General features: G+C 53.5%; 17 protein-coding genes, 1 other RNA gene and 2 pseudogenes. 6 read left to right on the top strand and 14 right to left on the bottom strand.

Going from position 1 to position 26,096, the window contains the following annotated elements:
- Window positions 1-72 precede the first annotated feature (72 nt).
- Window positions 73-11,247, bottom strand: coding sequence for a BapA/Bap/LapF family large adhesin (locus BJ887_RS08540; protein ID WP_121339759.1), 11,175 nt, complete (start codon window positions 11,245-11,247; stop codon window positions 73-75).
- Between the two features lie 767 nt (window positions 11,248-12,014).
- Here BJ887_RS08540 and BJ887_RS08535 point away from each other — a divergent pair.
- Genes BJ887_RS08535 through BJ887_RS08525 form a run of 3 tightly spaced genes read left to right on the top strand, consistent with a single transcriptional unit; the run spans window position 12,015 to window position 13,865 of the window.
- Window positions 12,015-12,542 (top strand): tetratricopeptide repeat protein, encoded by a 528-nt coding sequence (locus tag BJ887_RS08535; protein WP_025203418.1) that lies wholly within the window; start codon window positions 12,015-12,017, stop codon window positions 12,540-12,542.
- Between the two features lie 7 nt (window positions 12,543-12,549).
- Window positions 12,550-13,080: a sigma-70 family RNA polymerase sigma factor gene (locus BJ887_RS08530; RefSeq protein WP_025203419.1), complete on the top strand. Its 531-nt coding sequence runs from the start codon at window positions 12,550-12,552 to the stop codon at window positions 13,078-13,080.
- Entirely contained in the window at window positions 13,077-13,865 is a 789-nt protein-coding gene (locus tag BJ887_RS08525; protein ID WP_121339758.1) for a hypothetical protein, read from the top strand. Before BJ887_RS08530 ends, BJ887_RS08525 begins: the two co-directional genes overlap by 4 nt.
- On the opposite strand, the gene BJ887_RS08520 is transcribed toward BJ887_RS08525, so the two are convergent.
- The 5 genes from BJ887_RS08520 to BJ887_RS23140 all read right to left on the bottom strand — a co-directional run bounded on the left by BJ887_RS08520 (window position 13,857) and on the right by BJ887_RS23140 (window position 16,656).
- On the bottom strand, window positions 13,857-14,414 hold the full coding sequence (locus BJ887_RS08520) for a YceI family protein (protein WP_121339757.1): 558 nt from the start codon (window positions 14,412-14,414) through the stop codon (window positions 13,857-13,859). The genes BJ887_RS08525 and BJ887_RS08520 overlap by 9 nt on opposite strands.
- A 68-nt stretch (window positions 14,415-14,482) precedes the next feature.
- Window positions 14,483-14,827 carry a cupin domain-containing protein gene (locus BJ887_RS08515; RefSeq protein ID WP_121339756.1) on the bottom strand — a complete coding sequence of 115 codons (345 nt, stop codon included), beginning with the start codon at window positions 14,825-14,827 and terminating at the stop codon, window positions 14,483-14,485.
- An 87-nt stretch (window positions 14,828-14,914) separates the two neighbouring features.
- Complete coding sequence (locus BJ887_RS08510; protein WP_121339755.1) at window positions 14,915-15,271, bottom strand: hypothetical protein; 357 nt, start codon at window positions 15,269-15,271, stop codon at window positions 14,915-14,917.
- Window positions 15,272-15,491: 220 nt separating this feature from the next.
- The gene (locus tag BJ887_RS08505) at window positions 15,492-15,932 is read right to left on the bottom strand and encodes a carboxypeptidase regulatory-like domain-containing protein (RefSeq protein ID WP_121339754.1); all 441 of its coding nucleotides are present in this window, start codon (window positions 15,930-15,932) and stop codon (window positions 15,492-15,494) included.
- 556 nt (window positions 15,933-16,488) lie between these two features.
- Window positions 16,489-16,656 (bottom strand): hypothetical protein, encoded by a 168-nt coding sequence (locus tag BJ887_RS23140; protein ID WP_229216832.1) that lies wholly within the window; start codon window positions 16,654-16,656, stop codon window positions 16,489-16,491.
- A gap of 80 nt (window positions 16,657-16,736) precedes the next feature.
- Between BJ887_RS23140 and BJ887_RS08495 the strand changes: the two are divergent.
- A pseudogene (locus BJ887_RS08495) lies at window positions 16,737-17,250 on the top strand (phage polarity suppression protein).
- 225 nt (window positions 17,251-17,475) lie between these two features.
- Here the strand turns inward: BJ887_RS08495 and BJ887_RS08485 are convergent.
- From BJ887_RS08485 to smpB, 6 genes and pseudogenes are all read right to left on the bottom strand, one after another.
- Window positions 17,476-17,685 carry a KTSC domain-containing protein gene (locus tag BJ887_RS08485; RefSeq protein ID WP_121339753.1) on the bottom strand — a complete coding sequence of 70 codons (210 nt, stop codon included), beginning with the start codon at window positions 17,683-17,685 and terminating at the stop codon, window positions 17,476-17,478.
- Window positions 17,686-17,688: 3 nt separating this feature from the next.
- Window positions 17,689-19,479, bottom strand: coding sequence for an ATP-binding protein (locus BJ887_RS08480; RefSeq protein ID WP_229216831.1), 1,791 nt, complete (start codon window positions 19,477-19,479; stop codon window positions 17,689-17,691).
- Window positions 19,469-20,656: an SIR2 family protein gene (locus tag BJ887_RS08475; protein ID WP_121339752.1), complete on the bottom strand. Its 1,188-nt coding sequence runs from the start codon at window positions 20,654-20,656 to the stop codon at window positions 19,469-19,471. Before BJ887_RS08475 ends, BJ887_RS08480 begins: the two co-directional genes overlap by 11 nt.
- Window positions 20,657-20,752: 96 nt before the next feature.
- Window positions 20,753-21,859, bottom strand: a pseudogene (locus BJ887_RS08470) (integrase domain-containing protein); the annotation flags it as partial.
- A gap of 185 nt (window positions 21,860-22,044) precedes the next feature.
- Window positions 22,045-22,408: a transfer-messenger RNA gene (gene ssrA, locus BJ887_RS08465) on the bottom strand.
- A gap of 89 nt (window positions 22,409-22,497) precedes the next feature.
- On the bottom strand, window positions 22,498-22,980 hold the full coding sequence (smpB, locus tag BJ887_RS08460) for an SsrA-binding protein SmpB (RefSeq protein ID WP_008502505.1): 483 nt from the start codon (window positions 22,978-22,980) through the stop codon (window positions 22,498-22,500).
- Window positions 22,981-23,136: 156 nt separating this feature from the next.
- Here smpB and BJ887_RS08455 point away from each other — a divergent pair, with 156 nt between their 5' ends.
- Together BJ887_RS08455 and BJ887_RS08450 are read left to right on the top strand one after the other, a co-directional pair.
- Window positions 23,137-23,574: a type II toxin-antitoxin system RatA family toxin gene (locus BJ887_RS08455; protein WP_024908332.1), complete on the top strand. Its 438-nt coding sequence runs from the start codon at window positions 23,137-23,139 to the stop codon at window positions 23,572-23,574.
- Entirely contained in the window at window positions 23,564-23,851 is a 288-nt protein-coding gene (locus BJ887_RS08450; protein WP_032680464.1) for an RnfH family protein, read from the top strand. The genes BJ887_RS08455 and BJ887_RS08450 overlap by 11 nt, the downstream gene beginning before the upstream one ends.
- Window positions 23,852-23,950: 99 nt before the next feature.
- Here the strand turns inward: BJ887_RS08450 and bamE are convergent, their stop codons facing one another.
- Entirely contained in the window at window positions 23,951-24,289 is a 339-nt protein-coding gene (gene bamE / locus BJ887_RS08445) for an outer membrane protein assembly factor BamE (protein WP_014171256.1), read from the bottom strand.
- Between the two features lie 138 nt (window positions 24,290-24,427).
- Window positions 24,428-26,089, bottom strand: a complete 1,662-nt coding sequence (gene recN, locus BJ887_RS08435) for a DNA repair protein RecN (protein ID WP_121339751.1) — start codon at window positions 26,087-26,089, stop codon at window positions 24,428-24,430.
- Window positions 26,090-26,096 lie beyond the last annotated feature (7 nt).

Below are 26,096 nucleotides of genomic sequence, written 5' to 3'. Positions count from 1 at the left end.
CCCTAATAAAAATGTACTGCTTTATTGTTTATGCCCGGGCGCTGTGCGCCCGGGTCATTTGTGCAGGTGCTATCAGGTAACGATGTGTTGCTGGTTCACTAACTCGTCGTAGGTGGTCTGGACGTTATCCAGCGTCATGAGCGTCGTATTAGTGTAGGTGCTCCCTGAACCATCACGGTCGATGGAGATCACGGTATTGCCATTACTATTAGTAACATGCAGATAATTACCGAGCGTTGAACTGCTCCCGTTCCAGCCCACCAGCAGATCGCCGATATCGATTTTGTCCCCCTGCGTGAGCGAGAAGTTGGTCCAGTGATCGCCAGCAGTGCTGCTGACGTTGCCCGCGGTCGCGTTGCCTGCGGTGGCGTTCAGCACCTGGTAAATCAGGGTGTCGCCGTAGGCGGTGCCGGTAATGACGTCGTTATGTTCCGAACTGATGAACTGCGGTGCCATATTGATGGTCAGCGTGGCACTGTCTGTTTTCCCGTCGGCATCGGTCAGGGTGTAGTTGAAGGTCTCCTTCGAGGTGATGGTTGAGAGCGACACCCCGGTGTTGAGGGTGTAGGTGTAGTGGCCGTCCGCAGCAATTGCCAGCGTGCCGTAATGGCCGACGACGTTGACCGTTGCGCTGCCGGTGTACGGATCCAGCGTGGTGGTCACGCCGTTGTAGCCGGTCACGCTGAGGCGGGTATCCACCGAATGCAACTGATCCATCGCCCCGGCAGAGTCGGTGCCATCGAAGATGTTGCCGTCAACGGTGTGGCCGCTGGTAGAGTCGAACTGGGTCAGCGAGTAGGTGGTGCCGTTCACGCTTGGGGTAATGGTAATGTTCCCCACGCTGAGCCCCGGTACGCTACCGGTATAGCTCAGCGTATAGGTTCCGGCATTCAGGTCCAGCCCGGAGAGCGCGATGTCGATATTGCCACCCAACAGCGAACCGCCGCTGAAGGAGCCGCTGCGAACAACATTCGAACCGTCACTGATTGACCAGTTCACCGTCAGGCCGCCCAATGCCAGCAGCGATGCCACGTTAAAGTGCAGCGACACGTTATGCAGTGCGGTGTTCGGATCCACCACGAAGGTTCCGCTCCCGCTGCCCTGGGTTGATGACAGCAGGGCGGTTGTCCAGCTGGCCGTCCCGACGGTGGTATCCGAGTAGGTCGTCGTGTGATGTACCGAGGTGACGTCCATCGCGGTACTGACATCGTTGACCGCATCCATCGCCCGCGCGGTTGGGGTGATGTTGAGCGATGCCGTATCCTTCGCCCCGTTTGGTCCGGTGATGGTATAGACGAACGTATCCGGCGTACTGATCGCGTCAGCACCCACACCGGTTTTCAGGGTGTAGGTGTACTGTCCGGACGCATTGATGCTCAGCGTGCCGTATTCCCCCTGAATGTCGGTCAGGCCGCTGCTGTTCACCGCCACGCCGTTCACTTCTGATACCACCGCGCCGGTTGCGACATCGTTATCCAGCACATCTCCGGTGGTGGTCTCGCCCACGCTCGACACGCTGTAGACATGATCTTCCAGCACGTTCAGCGTGTAGGCGGTCAGGGCGGTGATCCCTGCAGCCGTATTCAGCAGGAAGAGGTACTCCCCGGCAGGCAGGTTCAGCGTCAGCTGAGACGAGGTACCGCCCAGCAACGGCGCACGCAGCCAGCCCGGTTCGACGCGCATCTGCTCGAAGGTCTGCGTCGCGTTATTGAACTTGTAGACATACAGGTCGAATACCGACGCCAGCGCCACACCGCCCACGGAAGCCTGAATGGTCATGGTGCGGGTGGTACCTTCCTCCACGTTGTAGATGATCGGATTGCTCAGATCGTCCAGCAGGTTCAGCCCCAGCGTGTTGCCGAGATTGATCCCCACCACGGTAAAGCCGCCCTGCGACGAGGTGCCGTTATTGATTTCATGGACCGAGGTGTCAAAGGTCAGCGAGGCCGTGTCATCTACCGCCACAATACCGTTAGCGGTAGTACCGGCACCCAGCGACAGAACCAGGTTCGCCGACGCGCTGACGCCGTTATGGGTAATGGTGTAGGTGAAGCTCTCTGTCCGGCCCACGACCGAGGCGCTGGTGTCGGTCAGGTTGTAGGTGTAGCTGCCATCGCGGTTAATGGTCAGCGTACCGTACTGGCCCTGAACAACCGTGCCGTCGGCGTTCACGCTGGTGGTGACACCCAGTGCGTTGGTGACAGCAGAGACAGTAGTGCCTGCCGGGGCGTTGTCGCTGCCCGCGGTCGGGTCGGCGTCGAGAATTACGTTACCGTTCAGGCTGGTGTCGCCCGTCACGGTACCGGCGCTGGTCTCTTTCACCGCCACATCGAGGCTGGTGTAGGAGCCGGTCGCCAGCAGGTTAGTGTTATAGCTCAGCACCCGGTAGTCGCCGTTCGCCAGCCCGGTCAGGTTCAGCGATACGCCGGTAGCCCCGAGGGTCAGCAGATCGGCAAACTGGGGTTGTCCGGTATCCACGACGGTAGTCCAGGTACCGTTGACGCTGTCCCAGCGCTGTACCACCAGCTCAAGGGTATTGAGCAGGGAAAGCACCGCACCCGTGGCATTGGCGTTCACCACAATATCCGCATTGCCGCCGCTGCCCACCGTGAAGTCCACCTGGGCAGTATCATTACCCAACAACGTGAGAACGTTGCCTACGGCACCCACCAGCAGGAAGCCATAATCACTGTACTGGCTGTTAGTGACGGTGGCCGTGGTGCTGATATCCAGCTCTTCGACGTTATTGCTGGCGGAGAGCGGGACGACCGGTGCGAGGGCTGAGCCTGGCTGCGACGTATTACCTGCGGCATCGGTGGCGGTGATCTGCAGCGTCTGACCTTCCGTCTGTTTATTGAGGAAGGTATAGCTGTAGGTGCCGTTGCTGCCCGCGATTGTGGTCACCGTGCTGCCATCGCCAAGACGGATAGAGACGGTGCTGCCTGCCTCCGCGTTACCGGTCAATACGCTACCGTCAGCGTTAAAGGTTCCGGTTGGGGCCGTTGGCGCCGTCAGATCGACAATCACGCTGGTGGCGGAAGAGACCGGGCTGGTGCCCGAACTGTTCGTCGCCGTGGCGGTAAAGGCGTGAGAGCCTTCGCTTAACGCCGGGGTGGTGAAGGTCCAGTTGCCTGAACTATCTGCCACTGCCGTTCCCATCGACACGCCGTTGTTATACAGCGTGACGGTGGTGCCTGGCAGGGCCGTACCACTCAGGGTTGGCGTGGTGTCGTCAGTGGTTTTACCGTTGGTCAGGTTACCGGTGACGGTGCCGACGTTATCGTTGATGGTGGTGATAAGCGGTGCGTTCGGCACCGGCGTCGCAGGGGCAATCACCGATGTGCTGACACCTGCGTTACCCGCCTTATCGGTGGCATAGACCAGCAGTGATTCACCGTTGGTTTGGGCCGGCGTGATTGTCGCGTTAAAGTTTCCGCTGCCGTCAGCCGTCGCGGTACCGAGCACTGTTCCGGTACTGGTGGTGATGGTAACGGTGCTACCCGCTTCGGCGGTCCCGGTGACGTGCGTACCGTTGGTGATCACGGCAAGGCTTGCCGGCACGTTCGGTGCAGTCAGATCCACGGTAATGGTGGTGGTGGCCGATGGCGTACTGGTGTTGCCCGCGGTATCGGTGGCGGTGGCGGTGAAGTTATGCGTGCCTTCCGTCAGTGTGGTGGTGGTTTGCGGTAGCGTCCAGTTGCCGTTCGCATCGGCGGTGACCGTGCCGACAAGCGTCGTGCCGTCATAGATGCGCACCGTCGCGTTGGCTTCGGCGGTCCCGTTCAGCGTTGGACGCGCGTCATTAGTCGGGTTATTGCCGGTTACCGGTCCGGTGATGCTGCCGACATCATCGACAACCGCACTGATGACCGGCGCAGCTGGCGCGGCGGCATCCACGTTGATCACATAGGCGGTGGTCGGGGCGCTGGTATTGCCCGCGGCATCGGTGGCGGTAAAGGTCAGGCTGTGTGACCCGTTGCTCAGCGCCGGAGAAGGGGTAAAGCTCCATGCCCCGCCGGTCGCGACCGCGCTACCAATCTGGACGCCGTTATCGAAAATTTTCACCGTGGCGCCCGCTTCCGCCGTACCCGTGAGGGTAGGCTGCGCGTCGTTAGTCAATCCGCCATTGGCAACCGGCGTAGCCGCATTGCCCACATCATCCACAATGCTGCTCAGCACCGGCAGGGCTGGCGGCGTCGTGTCGATAGTCAGGCTAAAGGCCGCTGACGAAACGCTGGTATTACCCGCTGCATCCGTGGCCTGCGCGGTGAAGCTGTGCGCGCCCGTGGCTAAGGTGGTCGTGAGCAAGATACTCCAGTTGCCACTGGCATCCGCGGTGCCCGTTCCGACAAGCGTTGTGCCTTCGTAGATATTCACAGTCGCAAACGGCTCACTGGTCCCGACAAGCCGCGGCACGGTGTCGTCGGTCGTCTGCCCTGAACTGAGCGGGCCGGTGATGCTGCCCGCATCGTCAACGGCCTGGCTGATAACCGGCGCATTGGGTGCGCTGGTATCAACAACCAGCGTAAAGCCAGGCGAAGCCGGGCTGACGTTCCCCGCCGCGTCGGTCGCGGTCGCGGTCCAGGTATGGCTGCCATTGCTCAGCGCTGATGACGGCGTAAAGCTCCATGCTCCGGTGCCATCCGCCAGCGCGGTGCCGACCGGCTGTCCGTTCTCATAGATGGTCACCGTGGCGTTGGCTGCCGCGGTGCCCGTCAACGTTGGCGTGGTGTCGTCGGTACTTTGCCCGGAAGTCAGCGGCGTCTGTACGCTGCCTGCGTTGTCTCCCGCGGTCGTGATGGCCGGTGCCGCCGGTGGTGCCGTATCCACTGTCAGGTTAAACGGTGCCGTCGTGCTGCCGGTGTTGCCAGCCGCATCGGTGGCATTGAAGGTGATGGCATGAGGCCCGTCACTCAGGGCGGTGTCAGGCGTGTAGGTCCAGTTCCCCTGGGCATTAACCACCGCGGTGCCAATCTCGTTGCCATCCACAATGATATGCACAGTGGCACCCACTTCGCCCGTACCGTTGAAGGTCGGACGCGCGTCGTTGGTGCTGTTGCCGGTAGTGAGCGTACCGGTGACCGGGCCGACGTCGTCAATCACACTGCTGACCAGTGGCGCAGCAGGGCCTGCTGCATCCACGGTAAAGGCAAAGACCGACGAGTTTGCTGACGCATTGCCTGTCGCATCGGTAGCGTAGGCGCGAAGGAGATAGTTGCCGTCGCCCAGCGGCGTGCTCGGGGTAAAGGTCCAGTTACCACTTCCGTCGACGGTCGCAAGGCCAATTTGCGTACCGTTATTCATGATGTGGATTGTACTACCCGGTTGTCCGGTGCCGCCGATCGTCGGGGTGGTGTCGTTGGTGACTTGCCCGCTGGTGAGGTTGCCGGTCACGCCGCCAGGGGCATTGTCGTTAACCGTATCCAGCGTTGGAACCGTTGGCGCCGTCAGGTCAACCACGACGTTCCAGCCGTTAGACACCTGGCTGACGTTGCCCTGTGGGTCGGTGGCGGTAACGGTGAAGGCGTGAGGTCCTTCGCCGAGCGCGGTGTCAGGGGTGAACGTCCAGGCACCGGTGCCGTCAGCCGTGACCACGGCAATCTGGGTACCGCCGTCGAAAATTTTCACCACGCTGTTCGCTTCCGCCGTCCCCGAAAGAGTTGGCGTGGCGTCATTAGTCGGATCGCCGCTCACAATCGTGGTGGCAGCATTGCCCACATTATCCGTTACGTTGGTGATCGCTGGCGTGGTGGAAACCGTATCAACGACGATGGTGAAGCCTGTCGACAGACCACTTTCATTGCCCGCGGGATCGGTCTCGCGGATGGTCAGAACGTTATTGCCCTCCGCCAGCGCAGGCGGTGTGAAGACCCAGGTCCCCGTATTGCCGACCAGTGCGGTGCCCAGCAGGGTTCCGTTGCTGTAAACGGAGATGGTATCGCCCACCGTGCCGGAGCCGGTAAGGGTAGGCTGGTTATCGTTGGTGGTCTGCCCGTTGGTGAGTTGACCAGTGCCAGGGCCGATATCATCAATCACTGAGCCAATGGTCGGCGTGTCCGGTGCGGTGAGGTCAACGGTGACGGTTGCAACCGGCGAGCGGCCGCTGGTCGAGAGCCCGACCGTCGCGGTTACTTCAAAGGTGTGCAGCCCTTCACCCAGCGCAATCAGTGGGGTATAGCTCCAGTTACCGTCCGCATCAGCAATCACGTTGATCAGCGGAACCGCGATACCGTCCTGGTAGATGGTGATAATGCTGCCCGCTTCGGCCGTACCCACGAGTGTCGGGGTGATGTCGTTGGTGGTTTTGTCTTTCACGTCGCCGGTGACAGGCGTTTCATCATCGTTAATCGCCGTAATGATGGGCACATCCGGAAGATTCGGCAGCGTACCGGTGACGGTGTAGGATGCCTCAGGACTGAGGTTGCCCGCGGCATCGGTCGCGGTCACCGTCAGCACAGCGCCATCCGTTTGGGCTGGGCTGAGCGCGATGGAGAAGGTGCCACCGGTGGCTACGCCTGTACCGAGAACATTACCATTGTTATCGGTTACAGTGATGGTAGCTCCCGCTTCGGCGGTGCCGGTCAATGGAGTACCTTGAGCGGCTATGCCAGTAACCGCGGGAGCAGCCGGATCCAGAGTATCGACGTTAACGCTAAGCGGTGCAGAGCTACCGGACGTATTGCCGGCCGGATCGACCGCGGAGACGGTGAAGGTATGCGGGCCTTCCGCCAGCGTGCTGTCGGCGGTCCAGCTCCAGTTGCCGTCCGGCTGTACCGTTACCGGCACCGTGGATGCTGTACCGTCCACAGAGACGATAACGGTGGTACCCGGTTCGCCGGTGCCCGTGAGGGTCGGCGTGCCATCACGGGTATAAAGCACATTGCTTGTGAGCTGGCTGTCAGACACCGTATTAATCAGCGGGATTTCTGGCGCAGTGGTATCAACGGTGACGGTGAAGACCGGGCTGAGGCCGCTGACGTTACCCGCAGCATCGACTGCCGCAACGGTGATGTTGAGTGGGCCATCAGTCTGGGTCGGAAGATCGAGAGACCACTCGCCATTGCTGCCGATTTCGACGCGTCCTAGTTCAACGCCATTGTTATAAACGATGACCGTTTCGCCCGCAGGGCCGGTACCGCCCACACCGGGGGTAGTATCCGTGGTAACACCACCGTCTGGCTTACCGCCAACGGCGCTAATGACAGGCGTATCAGGTGCCACGGTATCAACGGTAATAGTGATCCCCGGTGACGCCGCCGAAACGTTACCGGCTTCGTCGGTGGCGGTGGCGGTAAATTCGTGGCTTCCCTCATCAATGCTGGCGTCAGGGCGCCAGCTCCAGTTGCCGTTGCTGTCTACGGTGACGCGACCCACTTCGGTGGCAGGCTGACCATTAATGCTGTCATAAATAATAACCACATCGTTCGCCGTGCCGGTGCCGCTCAGGACCGGACGCGGATCGTTCGTGGTTTCCCCGTCGGCAACCGGTCCGGTTATCTGGCTGACGCTGTCCGTAATCACCGGTGCTGCTGGCGTAGCTGGCGGGTCGGTGTCAATGGTGATGGTCACCGGCTGGGACGGGGCGCTTTCGTTGCCCGCGCCGTCCTTGTTGGTGACGGTCAGGGTGATGTCGTAGGTACCGTTGGCCAGTGGGGTATCCGGTGTCCATGTCCAGTTACCGTTGCTGTCCACCTCGGCGTCACCAATTTTGTCGGTGCCGTTGTAGATAGTCACGGTATCGCCCGGATTGCCGGTGCCGCTCAGCGTCGGCGTGGTATCGCGGGTGGTCTCTCCCGGGTTCAGCGGGGTTTCTGTTGTGCCGCCGTCAGGGTTCACGGTGATTTCTGGCGTCTCCGGCGTGGCGGGTGCCACGGTATCGACCACCAGCACAAACGGGCTGGAGACGGTCGTATTCCCGGCGGTATCGGTCGCATGAACCGTCAGAGAGTGCGAGCCGTTGGTGAGCGGGGTGGTAGGGGTGAAGCTCCAGCCGCCGGTACCGTCGAGTGTGGCGGTACCGAGCAGGGTATTGCCATCATAAAGCGTAATAACCGTACCCGCTGGCGCGCTGCCCTGCAGCAACGGTTGCGTGTCATCCGTGGTGTCGCCGCTGGTGAGCGGGCCCTGAACGTCACCGACGTCGTCGGTGACGGTTGTGATGGTCGCCGCCGGTGGCGGGGTGATATCGACCGTAAAGGTGAAGCCGCCTGACGGCAGGCTGATGTTACCTGCCGCGTCGGTGGTGACGGCGGTCAGGGTATGCTCACCGTTACCAATCGGTGTGCCTGGCGTAAATGTCCACGCGCCGCCGCTACCGACCAGCGCGGTGCCGATATCAACACCGTCCAGACGAATGGTGACCGTTGAGCCCGGTTCGGCAGTGCCGTTGAGTGTCGGGGTTGGATCGTTCGTAATGGCACCTGCGGTGAGCGCACCTGTGCTTCCCTGAACATCGTCCACCACTTGCGAAATTACCGGTACTTCGGGTGCAGTACCGTCGACAGTGATACTCCAGGCATTTGATGGCCCGCTTGGGTTACCGGCGGCGTCAACTGCCGTTGCCGTCAGCACGTGGCCGCCATCAGCAAGCGGTGAGGATGGCGTGATGCTCCATACGCCAGATGCCGGAACGAGTACCGTGCCGATGACCGTGCCGCCGCTGGAGAGCGTGATGGTTGTGCCAGGTTCGCCCGTTCCGTTTATGGTTGGTGTCCGGTCATTAGTGAGCCCGTTCTGGGCGACAGGGCCCGTAGTGGCAGAGGCATCGTCGTCCACTGAAACGATAACCGGCGTTTGCGCGGCGGTAATATCCGGCGCAATGGCAGGGGTTGTTGGCCCGGTATTGCCGGCGGGATCGGTGGCATCTGCGGTCAGGGTTTCACCGTTGGCTTTTGGTGGAGTCAGCGTGACGGTGAAGCTGCCGTCGTCATTGGCTTTCGCCTCGCCAACCGTGACGCCATTTTCACGGATGGTCACGGTGCTGCCCGGCTCTGCGGTACCTGTCACTTTGGTACCGTCATCTGAGACAACAACGTTATCCGGAGCCAGTGGCGCCGTGGTATCTGGTGCATCGGCTGTAGCGGGCAGGCTGGCGTTACCGCTACCGTCGGTTGCCACGACCGTCAGCACTTCACCGTTGGTCTGTGCAGGACTAATAACCGCCGTAAAGGTGCCATCGCTGTTGGCGGTGGTTTCACCGATGACCGCGCCGTTAGGATCTTTAATGGTGACGGTGCTGCCTGGCTCCGCCGTGCCGCTGACGCTCTGGCCGTTATCTGCCACCTGAAGGTTTCCGGGGGCGACAGGAGGGGTTGTGTCCGTAGCCGTGACGGTCGCAGGTGTGCTCTGGTTACCAGCAGCATCAGACGCCACCACGGAGATCTGCTGGCCGTTAGTTTGCGCCGGCGTTAACGTGGCAACGAAGTTGCCGTTGCCGTCCGTTGTCGTCCGCCCAATTATGGTGCCGTCGCTGCTGGTGATGACAATGCTGCTGTTTGGCTCGGCAGTGCCGGTAATCTGCGTGCCTGCCGGATTAAGCGTGATGTCGGGCGTTTCCGGCGGCGTGGTATCGACAATGAAGTTGATTGGCTGCGACAACCCACTCTGGTTCCCGGCAGCGTCGGTGACCTGCACCGTTATTGAGTGAGCCCCCTCCGAAAGCGGTTTGTCCGGTGTGATGCTCCAGGTGCCGTTGGGCTGAACTTTAACGGTCGCAATGGGCACGCCGTTATCAAAAATCGTAATTGTCCCACCGGGCTCTCCTCTCCCTGCAAGAACAGGTTTAGCGGCATCAGTGAACAGGCCAGAGGTAATTGCGCCTTTGATGGCACCCGTTTCATCGTTCAGCACGATGGCGGTTGGCGCAGTTGGTGCGGTGAGATCGACGGTAACGGTGAACACCGGGGAAGCCGGCCCGGTGTTACCGGCGGCGTCGGTTGCCCGGACGGTGAGCTGATGCGTGCTTTCGCTGAGATTGATCGAAGGGGTAAACGTCCAGGTGCCGTTGCTGGCAACGACAGCGGTGCCAATCGCGATCCCGCCATCATAAATGGTGACCGTAGATCCGGCTTCCGCGGTGCCGGTAAGCTGTGGTCGCTGATCGTTGGTGCTACCACCGTTACTGACCGAGCCGGTGACCGGATTGGTATCGTCTGACACGAGCGTGATGGCTGGCGCTGTGGGGGCGACGGTATCCACCACAAAGGTCACGGCGCCGGAGGCTGGGCTGGTGTTACCTGCCGCGTCGGTCGCGGTGGTGGTAATGGAATGGCTTCCGTTAGCGAGATTTGTACCCGGGGTAAAGGTCCAGTTTCCGCTGGCATCAACCTTGGCCGTGCCAATCGGCTGACCATTATCGTACAGGGTGATGGTACTGCCTGCTTCGCCGATGCCGCTGAAGGTGGGGCGGGCATCATCGGTACGCTGACCGTTAGTCAGCGGTCCGGTTTCTCCGCCAACGTCGTCATTCACAATTACGATATCGGGCGCATCGGGTGCGGTGGTATCCGGTGCTGTAACATGCCCGGCCTGGCTGGTATTGCCTGATGAGTCGGTTGCTGTGGCGGTAAGTTGCTCGCCATTCGTCAGCGGCGTGCCCAGAACAATGGTGAATTTGCCGTCGCTACCGGTTTTACCCGTGCCGACCAGATTGCCGTCCGCGTCTTTCAGCGTAATCGTACTGCCGGGTTCGGCAGTACCTGTGACAGTTTTACCATCTGAGGAGAATTGAAGGTTGGAAGGCGCATTTGGCGGTGTGGTATCCGGATCGGAAGGATTGCCCGGCGTGCCGGGGTTCGTATTGTCATCATCATCGTCGCCACCCCCGCCGCCGCCGCTGCTTGCCGCGACAGCAATCCCGCCTGCGACAGCAAGACCACCGAGTACCCATGGCCAGATGGCTGCGCCACCGGTATCACCGCCTGAGGCCGCCAGTAATACGTCCGTGGAGGCGATAGATTCGTAGGTAGCAGCCCCGGTAGGATCTTCAATCCACCACAGCGCACCGTCACTCTCTTCCAGGACCAGCTGACTCACCCCCTCCGCGTCGGTGACGTAGAAATTCTTCAGGGTAATGACCTCGCCAGAGTGCAGCGTGACCACCAGATCGTTACCACTGCGGGCGAAGTGGGAGACATCGGCTCGCTCTACATGAAGCTCAACGATAGAGGAATGGCTCAGCGTAACCTGTGTGCCTTCCGTGGTAGTTTCCACGCCAGTGAGTTTCGATATAACAGAGATTTGGCTCATTTAGGTATTACTCCAGCAGAGTTGTCGTGAACGGCGTGCAAGATGCGCCATCTCTGCGGAAGGTAAAGCACGCCCCCGGCGGAGTTGCTGTTATTCACGCAGCACTCACCGTTATTTTTTTAGAGCGAACGATGCCCGCCATAATCCAGAGTGGCAACATCAGAGCGAATCTAATTACTCATGAGAGAGAATGTCGTTTATTTGTATTTTTGTGTTGTATAAAACCCTGTAATTAATAGAGGTATTGGTTTTGACGATATAAAAATGATATAGCCAGAAAAGTCTGAATGTGCAAATTAAGCATCTGTAAACACTGTATGAAGCGTTGAAGGGGGCATTAATTCATAGCTGGCTATTATAATTTTAAAAATATAACATGTTGTATTTATTGTTTTTTTATTTGTTTGTAAAATGCGGTGTTTTATCATTTGCCATGAATAAATATTTAGCAGGGGACTTTTTTTAGGATGGCGTTAAACGCTATTGTTTATGCCGGCTTAATGTGCGTTTAAGTTAGGGTAACGTTTTTGATATAACATATATTATGTTAGTAATTAATTAAAAATATATTCTTGTGCGGTGCCGGGATTCTGCTACTGAGAGAAAAATAATAACTAACAGGGAGTAAAGATAAAATATCCCGGTCAACATTTAATGGGGATACGACGTCAACATGATTCTGAGAAAAAAAGAGGGGCCCGGGAATGAATAAAATGCATCGCTCACGCGTTTACTGACGTCATTCCCATTTCACCCTGGAGCCTTTTATGAACACGACCTCTGTGCGTTTGATCCCGGCGCTGATTTTTTCCCTGTTGTCTCCTCTCGCGCTGGCGATGGGCGATAATAGTACCGAGAGTAAAACACCCGACTGTCCGTCCGGACAGGTGTATGACAGTGCAACTCAGAAATGTGTGCCCGATAAGAGCAGCAGCCTTAGCGATCAGGACAAAACCAACTATGCCTATCACCTTGCTAAAAAAGGCGAGTACCAGGCGGCGCTGAACCTTCTTGATTCGCTAAAAAATAACAACACGGCTGAAGCATGGAACTATCGCGGGTATGCCACCCGCAAACTGGGTCGTACGGATGAAGGTATCGGTTACTACCAGCGTGCGCTGGCTATCGCCCCGGATTATGCCAAAGCCCGTGAATACCTGGGCGAGGCGTGGATGGTCAAGGGACGGCCGGATCTGGCCAAAGAGCAACTGAAAGTGATTGCCGGTATTTGCGGCCAGTCCTGTGAAGAGTACCGTGACCTGCAGGCTGCCATTAACGGACATCCGGAATCCTGATTTTCTCGTGGAGGGAAAACACATCGCTACCCGTGAGGTTCGCCAACAGTTAGCCGCACACCTCTCACGTCTCTGGCGTTATGGGCTGGTGTTGTCGCGAAACAGGGATGTCGCCGAAGAGCTGGTTCAGTCCACCTGCGTCCGCGCGCTTGAAAAAAGCAGTCAGTACATGCCCGGTACGCGTATCGACAGGTGGCTGTTTGCGATATTGCACTCCATCTGGATCTCTGAGCTTCGGGCACGCCATGTTCGTCAGGGGCAGGGGTTTGTCGCCAGCGACGAGCTTCTGGCACCGGATACCCGTGAACAGGATGAGACGCACCTGCATTACCTGAAGGTGATGCAGCGTGTCAACATGCTTCCGGAAGCCCAGCGCAACACGGTTTTTTTGGTGTATGTCGAAGGTTTTACCTATCAGGAAGCCGCGAACACCCTGGCGGTGCCGATCGGTACCGTAATGAGCCGACTGGCGACGGCACGGGCAACGCTGGCAGCGTCTGCCGATGCCTTGCCCCCGGTTAAGGAGAAACGCTCTTGAACGCGCACCGTTTTACAGCGCCCTATAACGATGAGGCTATCGTGGCATGGATAGATGGCGAGATGTGTCATGCCGACGCGCAAAAATTTGAAGAAGAGTTGAGACGTGACGAGCGCCTCTCCGGGCGGACCGCCGAGTTAATGAAAAGCAATGCGGATTACCCCGGCGCGTTTGCCGCTATGCTGGATGATGCTCCTCTGGAGAAGATGCAGGCCCGGCTGGCGGAACTGCCCGATCCGAAGCCCGCTACCCCGGTTGGCGTAAGCCGGCGCGCACTCATTGCCGCGTCGGTCAGTTTCCTGGTGGTCGGTTCCGGCGTGGGATATGGGTTGCGACCCGCTTTCGCACCTTCTGATGAAAACGCCCATATTCGTGACCTCGAAGCGCAATACATGTCGCTTTACAGCGTCGAGACATTGCTGGATATGGACAGCGCGCCGCATGTTCTGCAGCGTGGGCTGGAACGGGCAGCGCAGGATATCGGCCTGCAACTTCAGGCGTCACAGCTTATCCTCCATGGAGCAGAGCTTAAAATGGTCCGCATGCTGCGCTATGAAACCACCTCTATCGCGCAAATAGCCTGGATAAATGCCGACTACGGCCCGATGGCGCTGTGCATCTCCCCGACAGAGCAGACAACGACAGCCGCTCAACAGGAACAGCGGCACGACATGAACCTGGTGTGGTGGCAGAAAGCGGGATATCAGTTTGTGCTGATCGGCCGCAACCCGCTCCCACAGTTGGGGGGCAGTGCAGAGCAACTGCAAAGCCTGATTTCAGGATGACGGGATGCCGTTAGCCTGAATCGCAATGGTGATGGCAATCCTGTCATCAACGACCAGCGCAAATTTATCCATGCCGTAGGCCGCGCGCGAAATGGTCGTCGTCGCATCCAGCGTGAGGACCGGCGCGTGCGAATCTTTCACGACGGCGTCCAGAATGACCGGGCGGGCAATGTCGCGTACGGTCAATGTTCCGAACACCCTGAACGTTCCTGAACCCTGAGCGACCACGCGTGAGCTGATAAATTCGATAACAGGATAACGTTCAGATTCAAAAAACATGTCGCTTTTCATTTGCCAGGTGAGCAGGCTGTTTGAGGCAACCAGGGTGGCCACGGGAAGGGTGACATGGATATGGTCATCGATATCCTTATCCGGGTTAAGCGTTACGGAACCCGTGACGCCACTGAATCTGGCCCAGGAGAGGATCCCCCCGAAGGCGTGCCAGGATAACCGTATGGCGGTGTTTTCAGTATCAATGGTATAGCTCTGCGGGGCGGCCTGCGCCAGCGGACAGAGCAACACGAACAGAATAACCAGGCGTCGCAGCATCTCAGGATCTCTTTAGGGGTGGCAAGGCGTTAACGCGCAACCCCGGGGATCTATTCGGCTTTTAGGCGTCAGGACGTCTTAATAATATCCACCGAGATCTCGACGGCGGTTACCGGACCCCGGTTTTCCAGCCAGTGAACCGTGTTGTGATCTTCCGGCCAGCCGACACCGGGACCGTAATCAGTCGCAATACCGTTACGATGATCGGTGATGGTACCTTCAAGGATAAACACGGTGCCCGGTCTGTCGATATGATTATGCACCGGACCAAAGACCGCGCCGGGAGCGAGAGTGACTTTGCGCATGCGAAGCTGGCGCCCGGCCATGCCCGCTATTTCCGGACCCAGATCGACGACGGAGAGTAATTCAACGGTAACGCCCTGGGTTTCAGGTGCGGTGTGTTCGCTGTTCATGATGGAGTCCCCCTGAGTCAAGTTTAGTCTGCAGGGAGCAGGGCAGGAGGGAATAAAAAAGGCCGCGTCTGCGGCCTTTCGAAGGGATTACTCAGTGATTTTCTTTTCCAGCTCGCTGGCACCTTCTTTGGTTTTATTCCAGCCTTTCTCAGCACCTTCTTTGGTGGCATCCCACCCTTTCTCGGTACCTTCTTTGGTTTTATGCCAGGCTTTCTGGGAATCTTCGCTGACCTTGCTGCCTAAGTTTTCGGTTTTACCCTCTGCAGCATGCTTCTGTTTCAGCTTCAGCTCTTCGCCTTTATTCTGCTCTTCGTGCAGTTTTTGCTTCGCGTCGTTGGCGTTTGCCTTCGCCGCAGCGACGGTATCGTCAGTTGCATGTGTGGTCGCAGCAAATACTGGGGAAGCCAGCAGAACGGCAGATAATGCGATAATTGTTTTTTTCATAATATCCTCATTTAACGTTATCGGTTATGAGCGTGATTCAGCATGGCACAGACGAAGCGGCGTGGCTTTAGGAAAAAACTGTAATGTTATTTTGGCGTTATACCGTGAAGCGTATTTAGTTACGCAGAGGAATTAATTATTTTCAGGTTCAATGCCGTGTACCAGGGGCATGCATATCCCTATTACTGGTGGCTTTTGGCCATGAGTAAAGTTAATTAACTCACTGAGCTTCGCAAAATATATTTTGACTCTCCCCGCTTGTTGGGGAGAGTTCGCAGAACAGTTTCACGCTGTCGTTCCTGGAATAGCCTGAAAAAGGCCCGCCAAAGCGTTGGGAGGTGTAAATATCGCGTTTTTGTCCCTGAGGGTCGATTGTTGTCAGTGTCCAGCTACTCAGGCGATCTTGCGGTCCGATGGGTATAAAAATATGCCAGTCTCCCTGCGGTACGAAAGAAAAATACCCGTTATTATCCGTTTGTGTCGTGGCAATGTGTCGGTCGAATTCCACTAACGAAACGGTTACCCGGGGCAGCGGTTTTCCTGCGTTATTCAATGTGCCCTCAATACGAGGGGAGGGATAATCATGGTAAACGCAACCGCTGAGCAATAACGTGAGAGCCACGATAGCCTGGCTTGCGATGCGGTTTGAGGACGCTGTCATGGGTGCGAATCCTTTTGCGTTGAGGTGTTTTTCGGTGGCGTGAATGCAGTATACGCGGGTGGTGTAATTCCGGAACTATAGATTCTGTTAAGGATGTTGATTTACTGAGTTTTTCCAGACTTATGCCTGGATAAATTGAGCGTGTGAATAGACACTGGCACCTCCAGGAGAATGTAGCTTTACGAGCTACATAATAAGAGGTCTTGTCGGTGCCTTTACAATGTTAACGTACAGACGTTGCGCTTTGCAGAAAGTCGCATCAACGAACTTTCTCTGGCGCGGGAGTGGCTGAAATCATTATGTATTTTTAGGCAAGCCTCTCGTTTTACCCCCTTGGGGTCTGAACTAAAAGGAAGCCTTAAGCACGGGGAGTCGACGGTATTGACTGTCCAGAGAAAATTACCAATGAATCTGAAATTGTTACTATCTACTGTAACGGATAATACCTCAAAACTTCCCGTAGAATACTCATTACCCAAACGGACGATTTCTTTAACGCCATCCTTAACATCGATAAGAGCAATTGTCAGTGACTCCTCGAAAATAATGTCATCCGTTAAAAAAAGATATAGCGATGATCATTAACCTGAACAGCTGCTACCAGTATTTGCCCTGGTGCAATAATGTCTGTGCTATTGCCATTGATCACTACGTTAGGCTGCGCCTGGGATAAATCTGTCGCTTCCTGACCCTTTACCAGAGATATTGAATTAACCTGTTGCATAATCAATTCCACACACTACCCATCTCCCATACTGCAAGAGCACCGCTGACAAAACCACCAATAAGTACACAAACAGGTGCATCTGGCCCACACATCAATCCCGCAATTGCGCCGCTTGGCTGCAAGGCAGGGATGAACTGACGCAGGCCGAAAAGGCATACCGCGAACAGCTTGCCAGCAGTGGCCACGGGGGCCGGAGTCAGCAAACGCTGAGCGAAATTAACAACGTGAAAAAGTGGGAAATTGATCATGCTGTCGGTCGCTATATTCGCTCGTATAAGGAGGTGCAGCGCATCAGCATCCGTAACCGCCTGAATGATTTTATGCTGGCGCACGGCGCGGAGCAGGCCGCCGCTCTTGCCTAGAGCGGAAGAATTATTCCGGGCAACATTCCGCCGTTCAGCGCTGCGCCATGAAGCACTCACTCGACTATCTGCGTTAGGCGCTGGTAGAGTGGCTGGCCGTCGGTGAAATAAATAATTATTCGGCACAGGATAAAGACATTTTAGCAGCCATCGGCGTCAGGTCTGATGCGGCTTACTCGATGATAATCCTGAAAAATTCACGCCCACACAGAACCTTAGTTACATCTGACGTCGCACAGAACTGGCCGTGAAGTAATCTGTCCAAAAATACCCGAAAACCCGCCATTCTCTGTAAAAAAAACCATGCATGTACAAGGTGCATGGTTTTGCGTGCGTTTTACCGACACTGAATCTCCTGTACTGGCGTGACCTGAGGTCGCTAATGCATATGCATTAGCGACCTCTTAAGCGGGCAGACTTGGCGGGTAGAGCATTGCGCGAAAATAGCAATAGGTTATATTTTTTGAGTTGGGTAAGCATTCCTTATATTTTGGCTAAAATAAGAACCAATAGAACCAGCATTTATTAATTCCTTGTAAACATGTTCTGGTACATCATAGTATTGATAAACACCACCATGACGAAATTCAATCTCCAGTGTTTGAGATGGTCCGTCATATCCAACCGATGCTAAGTTAGATGAATTAACAGCTGTTCTTTCCATTTATTAATCCTCTTTAATTGGTTTGTTTAAACGCCATGCTTCGATAACTTTGGTGTAATTCTTCTTGAGATCTCTAGGTTTTGACCATGATTTGCTGACATCAGGGTCTTGACTGTCAGGATAAAGCCCATTTGGTGGTAACTTAAATTTACATCGTGAAGGCAGTTTTGCTGCTTCTCCAATAATTATTGCTTCCCCTGTCCTCAATATGGGTAATGAGTCAATAAGAGAACTTAGGCCATCAGACATTGCAGCTTTTACTTTAGACCGATCACTTGCATTAGTTAACCTTAAAGCAAATAATGTTCCACATTGAGACAAAATAGTATCGTCAACTTCGGATGGCCTCTGGCTAATAATCATTAGGCCAACTCCAAACTTCCTTCCTTCTTTAGCGACACGTTGCACAACATTTTTTGTAAGACCATTATCATTGTTAGAAAGGTATCTATGAGCTTCCTCTAGGACGAAAAGGACTGGGTTATGCTTCAATCCAGCATCTAAATTACGTCCCCAAATAGACGCTTCAAATACAATACTCATTATAGATCCTAAAAGCATGTCTAATTGACTCGAAGGCATCCCGGATAAATCTAAAATTGATATCGGTTTATCATGGTTTAACCACTCACTTAGAAGATGATCTAGATCATTAGTAATATTTCCATTTTCGTCAGGAGTATATCCTTCGGGTGAAAGGAAAAAGGAATATTGACTGTCAAGCAATCTGGCTTTCATTAGATTTAATTGCTTAGTTAGAACATGACTGCCTTTCTTAAAGGGAGGGTTGCTTGCCGTTCCTGGCGGGATAAACTTTGGTGGTTCAAGAGTGGATGCGTCACCTTGAATGTTATCTTTATAAGCAGGACGAATAAAATCTTTTTCCTGATAAGTTACAGTATCTTCGAAGATAAATTTAAACCATAAATTTTTTAGATTATAAGGCAGTGGAGTAAAAGAAGTAACCTTGCTTTCTTTAATGTATTTTATATTATTGACTTCAATTGATTCTTTTTTGTTCTCAGTGATGAATTCAATCATTGAGTTTTTACTTGCTTCATTTATATTGCCGCACAAGAAATCAATGAGTTTCTCTGTTGGGAGCGCCCAAAAGGGAATGTTTAACTTACATTCTTCACCTATTGGGTCGACAGAAAATACTTTTGATATATCTTTTAATGCTGAGGAATATTCTCCATGCATATCAACAAGTAGAATTCTTGCCGAGTTATTTTCTATATCTTCTAACTTGCAAATTGAGCGCAATAGACCAGATACACTGGTTGATTTTCCAGAACCTGTTGAGCCAACTACAGCTGAGTGTCTTGTAACAAGTTTATCTATATCTAAATTAACATCTATACTTTCTGAACTGGCTAATTTTCCAACTGTCACCAAATTATCACTTTTTGACCCATAAACTATCTTTAAATCTGAATCCAAAACCATGTGAACATCATCGCCGACCGACGGATACTGACTAATGCCTCTATCAAAAAAACCACACGAACTTTCCCCTATTAACTCGACAACAATAGTTCTGCTATCGGAAGATACCATTTCATCATTATCGATAATTGCATTTTCATTACTGGACCCAACCACGCCGTATAAGTCATTATAACCTTGAGGAATTCTAACAAAACTCCCAACCTGGCCGACTTTATGTGTCCTTCCCTCAAGTACTAATAACCCAGAATTTACTTTTCTTGAAAGTCTAATCGTGACTGATGAACTAGAGATTGAGATTATGATGCCAATTGACGTGGATGTCATAGCCATTTTATTCATCATTTTTATCCTCAGACTTGCTTTCAAAAAATATTGGTGAAGAAGAAACTTCTCCTCCGGCAATTGCTAGGAATCTTGCAAGTCCTTTAAAATCTCCTAATATAAACTCTTGGTTATCATTCAAATATTCTTTTCTAATATAACTCCAGTTTTTACTAGGCAGTTCACCTGTTTTCCAGGGGGCACTTATTGTATTGATTACTGCGCCATCCCTACAATAGACACTAAGATTTGGCGTTCGCTTTGCTAAGTCTATAGCATAAAATTCTTCTTCAATATTTTTATATTGGAAAGCTATAACCGCGCTAGTAGGGTTTGCTGAAAGACACTCACTTATTTTTGATGATATATGAGCATCTGCAAATGAAAATCCTGTTGTAATTAATAAAGTGTCTGGTTCCATAATGAAGTTTTTAAGTCTTTCAAACAGGGCTGAAAATGGAGCCGCTTGAGTTTGAGAATACTTTATATGCGAAGGGTACACCATATTAGAAACTTCACATTCCGGAACCCTAGTAACTTGCCCATTAGGCCGCATTGTCCAACCTATCGAACCGTGTAATTTCCACAGCCTTACCCATCTCGGTGGCAGGTCATTTGTTGAAATACTAGCGGGATCAAAAAAGGAGAATCTGGAACCAGTGAATCCATCAAAGAAAGGTGTTTGAGAACGTTCTAAAGCATCTTCACAAAGTAAATCATAATTAGTGGTAAATATCTCAACACCATAACTTCTATTAATTCCGTTTATCCAAGATATCAATTCACTATAAGGGTTTTGGCTATCAGGGAGAGGTTTGCTGACTACATCTTTAATTTTCGAACAAATATCTAACTCTAATTTTTTATATGTTTCAGCATTGCCTCCATGAACACTATGTTGCCCGATGATATCAGCAAGAGTCCTTACATCGGATAATATTTTTTCTAGGTTATTTTTGCCACTAGATCCCTCAAGGATTTCAAATATATCTAATAATTCTTTTGTAAGAGAATCCTTTACATGCTTTGTTAAGCCTTCAATGTTAGGTATTAAAGGTTCATACTTTTCATCTTTTCCAATGTTAATACTTACCGGTGCTCCTGCTCCGATAAGAATACCTATTTTTTTTCTTCCATTTGTTACTAGTTGTCGAAAATCAAACATGTATGTATCGGGATTATGAACAGAAGCACTCATTTTTATTCCATTAGATTGATTACTAGAAGGTGGAGATTTAGTCCCCCACAACCTCATCAGTTCTACTCGTTGTTCAAAGTAAGTAGAACGATTCTATGCTCTTCTGGTTTCATTCTTGTCTGCCTGTGTTAAGGCTGATTCAATGACATCGGGATTCAAACCCGCTTCATTCATCACTGTGCTATCTCTAGAACGAAGTCCAAGAGCAACTAACTTACCACCATATCCAATTCGCTTTAAAGCGGCATTTGCTGTTTGGCTATTCATTGATTGCTTTGGATCATTTCTACTAGGGAAAATATGCTCACGACGCGCACTTACCGGTTTCATCACTTCAAGAATTCCTAACGCCTGCGGTGATAGAGAAACTATATGTTTATTCTTGCATTCGTTCGCTCAGCCGGGATTGTCCAGAGCTTTGCGTCAAGGTCGATCTCTGCCCACCGAGCAGCGGAAGCCTCAGAGGGACCTACAAGGGTCAGGAGTTGCAACACAATAAGACAGCGAGTCGTAACAGAAAGATCAGACATAGCAGAAAATGCCTCAGCTTCGGTAATTCTTCTGGCCGAAGCGTCGGCATGTTCTATTTTTTAGGTTTCTCAAATGCCATACCGACCGCTGATGACGGGTTTGCATCACTCAAGGCAGTGTTGACAGTGTAGATCATGATTTCATTAATACGTTGTATTAGGCGGCGAACCGTCTCTAGTGCACCTCGCGCTTTGATTGTCTCCACTGCTTCAACTATCGGTCTAGCCTTAATCTCCTTAACAGGTACTGTGCCTATTGCAGGGAACATGTGCTTATCTTAAGAACGCCAAACATCTTTCGCGTAGTCATCTGTAACGCTTTTGCTCTTCATTTTGAAACAGTTGGCGGCCACAGTTGAGAAAATGCTATTCAGCTCAATCTGACGCTTGCTCTTGTTTTTGTTGTGGATCCATCCCTTACCCAAGTATGGCTATATGTTAGTCGCATATCTGGCGAGCTGCTGTGAGCGTAAGGGAAGGGTACGCGCCAAGGCTCAGATTTGTACGGTTGGCAGTGTTTGGTCGCTGGTAGCAAAAACGCCAAAGTTTTTTACCAGAGGTTTTAACGAGTAAGACAGGCCGTCACCATCGTGCAGAGTAAAGCCTTTTTCTCGTGGGGTTTCGCTTTGAAGATTTCGTTGTTAGTGAGGGGGGATGCGCGCCATGTCTGGATCCTTCCATAATTGGTACACGATTAATGGACCACAGTATAGTGTGTACCTAAACGTGTACCAATTTTTACTTTATTCAGGCGACTCGTCTCGGACAATTACAGACACAAAAAAGCCCGCAGGGCTTGCGCCGTGCGGGCTCTTAGGACTTCATCGGATGACTCTGGTAATCACCGATGGAGAATTTTGGTGGAGCTGGCGGGAGTTGAACCCGCGTCCGAAATTTCTACATCCTCGGTACTACATGCTTAGTTTGTCTTTACATTCGCACGCCAGCTGCGAACAAACACGCCACTAACGTACTAGCCTGATTAGTTTTAACGCTTCAACCCCAGGCAGGGCTTCCACGCGATCTCTTTTGGGTTTGACCTCTCTTGAATCCCCGTCTTAAGAGCGGAAGCTAGGGAGAGAGGGCTCAGAGCAGGTTATTAAGCTGCTAAAGCGTAGTTTTCGTCGTTTGCGACTATTTTTTTGCGGCTTTTTACGAGGCAAACCGCCCCTCGGCATGCACCTTGGGTTTCGCAAATCCCGTCGAATCCAGAATCAGCCCCAATAGTGTTGAACTGAGTATACCAGATTTTACATCCTGGATACCAGCCCGGAACGCTAACTTATTGAATAGTACAATAAGTGCGCAGAATCAACGTCCTGCGTTTTTCATAATACGTGCTTTGTCGAGCTGCCATTCGCGCTCTTTCAGATCGGTACGTTTGTCGTGCTGTTTTTTACCCTTCGCGACGCCAACTTTCACTTTGCACCAGGCATTTTTCCAGTACAGCGACAGGGCAACCACGGTGAAGCCTTCACGGTTAATGCGCCCATAAAGGGACTCCAGTTCACGCTTGTTCAACAGCAGCTTACGGGTACGCGTTGGGTCACACACGTAGTGTGACGAGGCGACGGTCAGCGGCGTGAAGTTGGCACCGAACAGGAAGGCTTCGCCATCTTTCAGGATCACGTAGCTATCACCGATATTGGCTTTCCCGGCGCGCAGCGATTTTACTTCCCAGCCCTGCAATGCAAGGCCAGCTTCGAATTCTTCTTCAATAAAATACTCGTGGCGAGCACGCTTGTTGAGCGCAATGGTCGCCGAGCCTGGTTTATGTGCTTTTTTCTTCGTCATAAGTATCGTAAAGCCATCGGTAATCTGATTTCAAAAAGTCACCTCATTGCGTCCTGTGAGGTCTAACGCGCTATATTAGCACGAGATGAGGCTTAGCGTTTTTTTAACAGGTGATAAATGTTATTATTTGTCGGTTGTGTGACCATGGGAAATGCTATGCCTCAGATTAGCCGTACTGCGCTTGTTCCATACAGCGCGGAACAAATGTATCAGTTAGTGAACGACGTTCAGTCTTATCCAGAGTTTATTCCGGGATGTACCGGGAGCCGAGTGCTGGAGTCTGGCCCGACGCAGATGACGGCGGCGGTCGATGTCTCCAAAGCGGGGATCAGCAAGACGTTCACCACCCGCAATACGCTGACGAGCAATCAGAGTATTTTGATGCATCTGGTAGATGGTCCGTTTAAAACCCTGATGGGTGGCTGGAAGTTTACCCCCCTCAGCGCTGATGCCTGTCGCATCGAGTTCCAGCTGGACTTTGAGTTTACCAATAAACTGATTGAGCTGGCGTTTGGCCGCATCTTTAAAGAGCTGGCCTCGAATATGGTTCAGGCGTTCACGACCCGCGCCAAAGAGGTTTACAGTGTCGCATAAGATAGCTGTCGAGGTGGTGTATGCGCTGCCGGAGAAGCAATATCTGCAGCGTGTGATGCTGGAAGAAGGTGCGACCGTTGAGGCGGCTATTCGCGCTTCTGGCATCCTTGAGCTTCGTCGTGACATCGACCTGGCGAAAAATAAAGTCGGCATTTACAGCCGTCCGGTCAAACTGGCTGATGTGGTGAATGAGGGGGACAGGGTCGAAATTTATCGCCCGCTGATTGCCGACCCGAAAGAGCTGCGTCGCCAGCGTGCGGAGAAATCGGGTAAGTAGTTCGCTCCTCACCTTAAGCCTGTTCTCAAAGGGGCGAGGGGGATGAAGGAAAACAAAAAAGGTGCTCATTGAGCACCTTTTTGCATCTCTGACACCTGATTATTTGGTCAGGGCAGGCTTGTTGTCGATGTTGGTCAACACACCGGCGCTGCTGAAGGTCAGCGTCAGGGTCTGCTGGGACGCGTCTTCATGGCCCGGCTGCTGACGGAATACATAGAACCAGGTGTTTGTGCCGAACGGATCGGACATCATTGGGGTTCCAAGTGCATAAGCGACCTGCTGTTGTGTCATCCCCACACGGATTTTGGACACATCGTTAGGGGTAAGGTAGTTCCCCTGGTTGATATCAGGACGGTAAACCACTTTCTCCAGAGTGGAACAGCCTGCGGTCAACATCAGAAGAACCGCTGCGGCAGCGGTCAGCATTTTACAACGCATAGTGATTTGATTCCTTTTCGGGCCCGAGCAGAACGCGGCTCATATGTTATATGCCGATGATAATAGACCTTGCCCCACTTTGAAACCGGTCTGGCGGCGTTTTTGTTGTTCTCTATGACCCTGAGATCCCGAAAAAGTTTATGCCGCCAGCAGTTCTTTCGCGTTCGCGAGCGTATTTCGCGTGACTTCACTGCCGCCCAGCAGGCGTGCCAGCTCCTGCAGACGTGCGCGTTTATCCAGTGGCTTCATGTGCGTTTCCGTCATTTCACCGTCAGTTTCTTTGCTGACAATAAAGTGATGATGACCACACCCGGCCACCTGCGGCAGGTGGGTAACACACATGACCTGCGTTGATTCACCCAACTGGCGCAATAGTTTGCCGACGACTGCCGCTGTTGGGCCGCTGATCCCCACATCCACTTCATCGAAAATCAGCGCCGGGGTTTCCATTTTACGTGCGGTAATCACCTGAATCGCCAGCGCGATACGCGACAGTTCACCGCCGGAAGCCACTTTAGAGATGGGCTGCAACGGCTGCCCCGGGTTGGTGGTGACGCGGAATTCGATACGGTCCGCACCTTCCGCCGTCAGATGGTTCTCTTCGAAACGGACATCAATGGTGAATACGCCGTGCGGCATCGCCAGCGTGTGCATGCTGTCGGTGATGTGCTGGCTCAGTTCCTGGGCGTAATGTTGACGGATCTCATGCAACTGTTTCGCCGTCGTCAGCGCCTGTTCATGGTGCAGGTTCACCGCCAGTGACAGGGTTTCCAGCGAGTCAGCCTGATCGTCAAGCTGCTGTTGTTCATCAAGCAGGGACTGATAATAGCCAGGCAGCTCTTCTGGCGTAACGTGGTGCTTACGCGCCAGCGAGATCTGACGGGAGATGCGTTGCTCCAGCTCAAACAGACGGTTCGGGTCGAGATCCAGACGTTCAGAGTAGTGGCGCAGTTCGTCACTGGCTTCTGAAATCTGAATCGCGGCCTCTTCCAGCATATCCAGTACGCCAGAGAGTTTGCTGTCCATGCCGGCCAGCTCGGTGATGAGCTGACGAACATTATACAGCTGGCTCTGCAGGTTCACGTCTTCACCGTCAGCCAGCATGTTAAGGGCATTCTGGCTGGTTGAGAGCAGGTGACCGCTATTAGCCAGGCGCTTGTACTCTTCGTCGATAAGCTCAAATTCACCCGCCTGCGGGCTAAATTCGTTGAGTTCTTTAAGCTGGTATTCCAGAAGCTCAGCGCGGGCGGCACGCTCCTGGCTTTGCTGCTGGTGCTGGGCAAGCTCACGACAGCTTTGATGCCACTGGCGATAGTGCTCCGCCATGCGCTGAGTAAGTGCGTACTCACCGGCATAGCCATCAAGCAGCGCTTTCTGCTGCTCCGGTTTAATGAGTTGCTGGTGCGCGTGCTGGCCGTGGATCTGAATGAGTAACTGGCCGAGCTCGCGAAGCTGGGAAAGCGGGACTGCAGTGCCGTTGATAAAGCCGCGGGAACGACCATCGCTGCTGATAACGCGACGAAGTAAACACTCACGTCCGTCTTCGAGCTGGTTCTCTTCGAGCCAGCGCAGGGCGGCAGGGGTATCTTTCAGGGAGAAGCGAGCGCAGAGATCGGCACGGTTTGCGCCCCTGCGCACCATGTCACCTTCTGCACGGCCGCCGAGGCACAAGCCGAGGGCATCTATGGCAATGGATTTACCCGCACCGGTTTCCCCGGTGATCGCCGTCATGCCGCTGTGGAAATCGATCTCAAGCTCACGAACTATGGCAAAGTTGCTGATGGTCAGTTGTGCCAGCATAATTGTT

It is taken from the genome of Enterobacter sp. WPR_3_1, from assembly GCF_003635055.1.
GTDB lineage: Bacteria > Pseudomonadota > Gammaproteobacteria > Enterobacterales > Enterobacteriaceae > Enterobacter > Enterobacter ludwigii.
This window is presented reverse-complemented; position numbering and strand designations above follow the sequence as displayed.

Coding starts and splice junctions, on each gene's coding strand:
- BJ887_RS08540 (WP_121339759.1), bottom strand. CDS start 11,247: ATGAGCCAAATCTCTGTTATATCGAAACTCACTGGCGTGGAAACTACC.
- BJ887_RS08535 (WP_025203418.1), top strand. CDS start 12,015: ATGAACACGACCTCTGTGCGTTTGATCCCGGCGCTGATTTTTTCCCTG.
- BJ887_RS08520 (WP_121339757.1), bottom strand. CDS start 14,414: ATGCTGCGACGCCTGGTTATTCTGTTCGTGTTGCTCTGTCCGCTGGCG.
- BJ887_RS08515 (WP_121339756.1), bottom strand. CDS start 14,827: ATGAACAGCGAACACACCGCACCTGAAACCCAGGGCGTTACCGTTGAA.
- BJ887_RS08510 (WP_121339755.1), bottom strand. CDS start 15,271: ATGAAAAAAACAATTATCGCATTATCTGCCGTTCTGCTGGCTTCCCCA.
- BJ887_RS08505 (WP_121339754.1), bottom strand. CDS start 15,932: ATGACAGCGTCCTCAAACCGCATCGCAAGCCAGGCTATCGTGGCTCTC.
- BJ887_RS23140 (WP_229216832.1), bottom strand. CDS start 16,656: ATGCAACAGGTTAATTCAATATCTCTGGTAAAGGGTCAGGAAGCGACA.
- BJ887_RS08485 (WP_121339753.1), bottom strand. CDS start 17,685: ATGGAAAGAACAGCTGTTAATTCATCTAACTTAGCATCGGTTGGATAT.
- BJ887_RS08480 (WP_229216831.1), bottom strand. CDS start 19,479: ATGATGAATAAAATGGCTATGACATCCACGTCAATTGGCATCATAATC.
- BJ887_RS08475 (WP_121339752.1), bottom strand. CDS start 20,656: ATGAGTGCTTCTGTTCATAATCCCGATACATACATGTTTGATTTTCGA.
- smpB (WP_008502505.1), bottom strand. CDS start 22,980: ATGACGAAGAAAAAAGCACATAAACCAGGCTCGGCGACCATTGCGCTC.
- BJ887_RS08455 (WP_024908332.1), top strand. CDS start 23,137: ATGCCTCAGATTAGCCGTACTGCGCTTGTTCCATACAGCGCGGAACAA.
- bamE (WP_014171256.1), bottom strand. CDS start 24,289: ATGCGTTGTAAAATGCTGACCGCTGCCGCAGCGGTTCTTCTGATGTTG.
- recN (WP_121339751.1), bottom strand. CDS start 26,089: ATGCTGGCACAACTGACCATCAGCAACTTTGCCATAGTTCGTGAGCTT.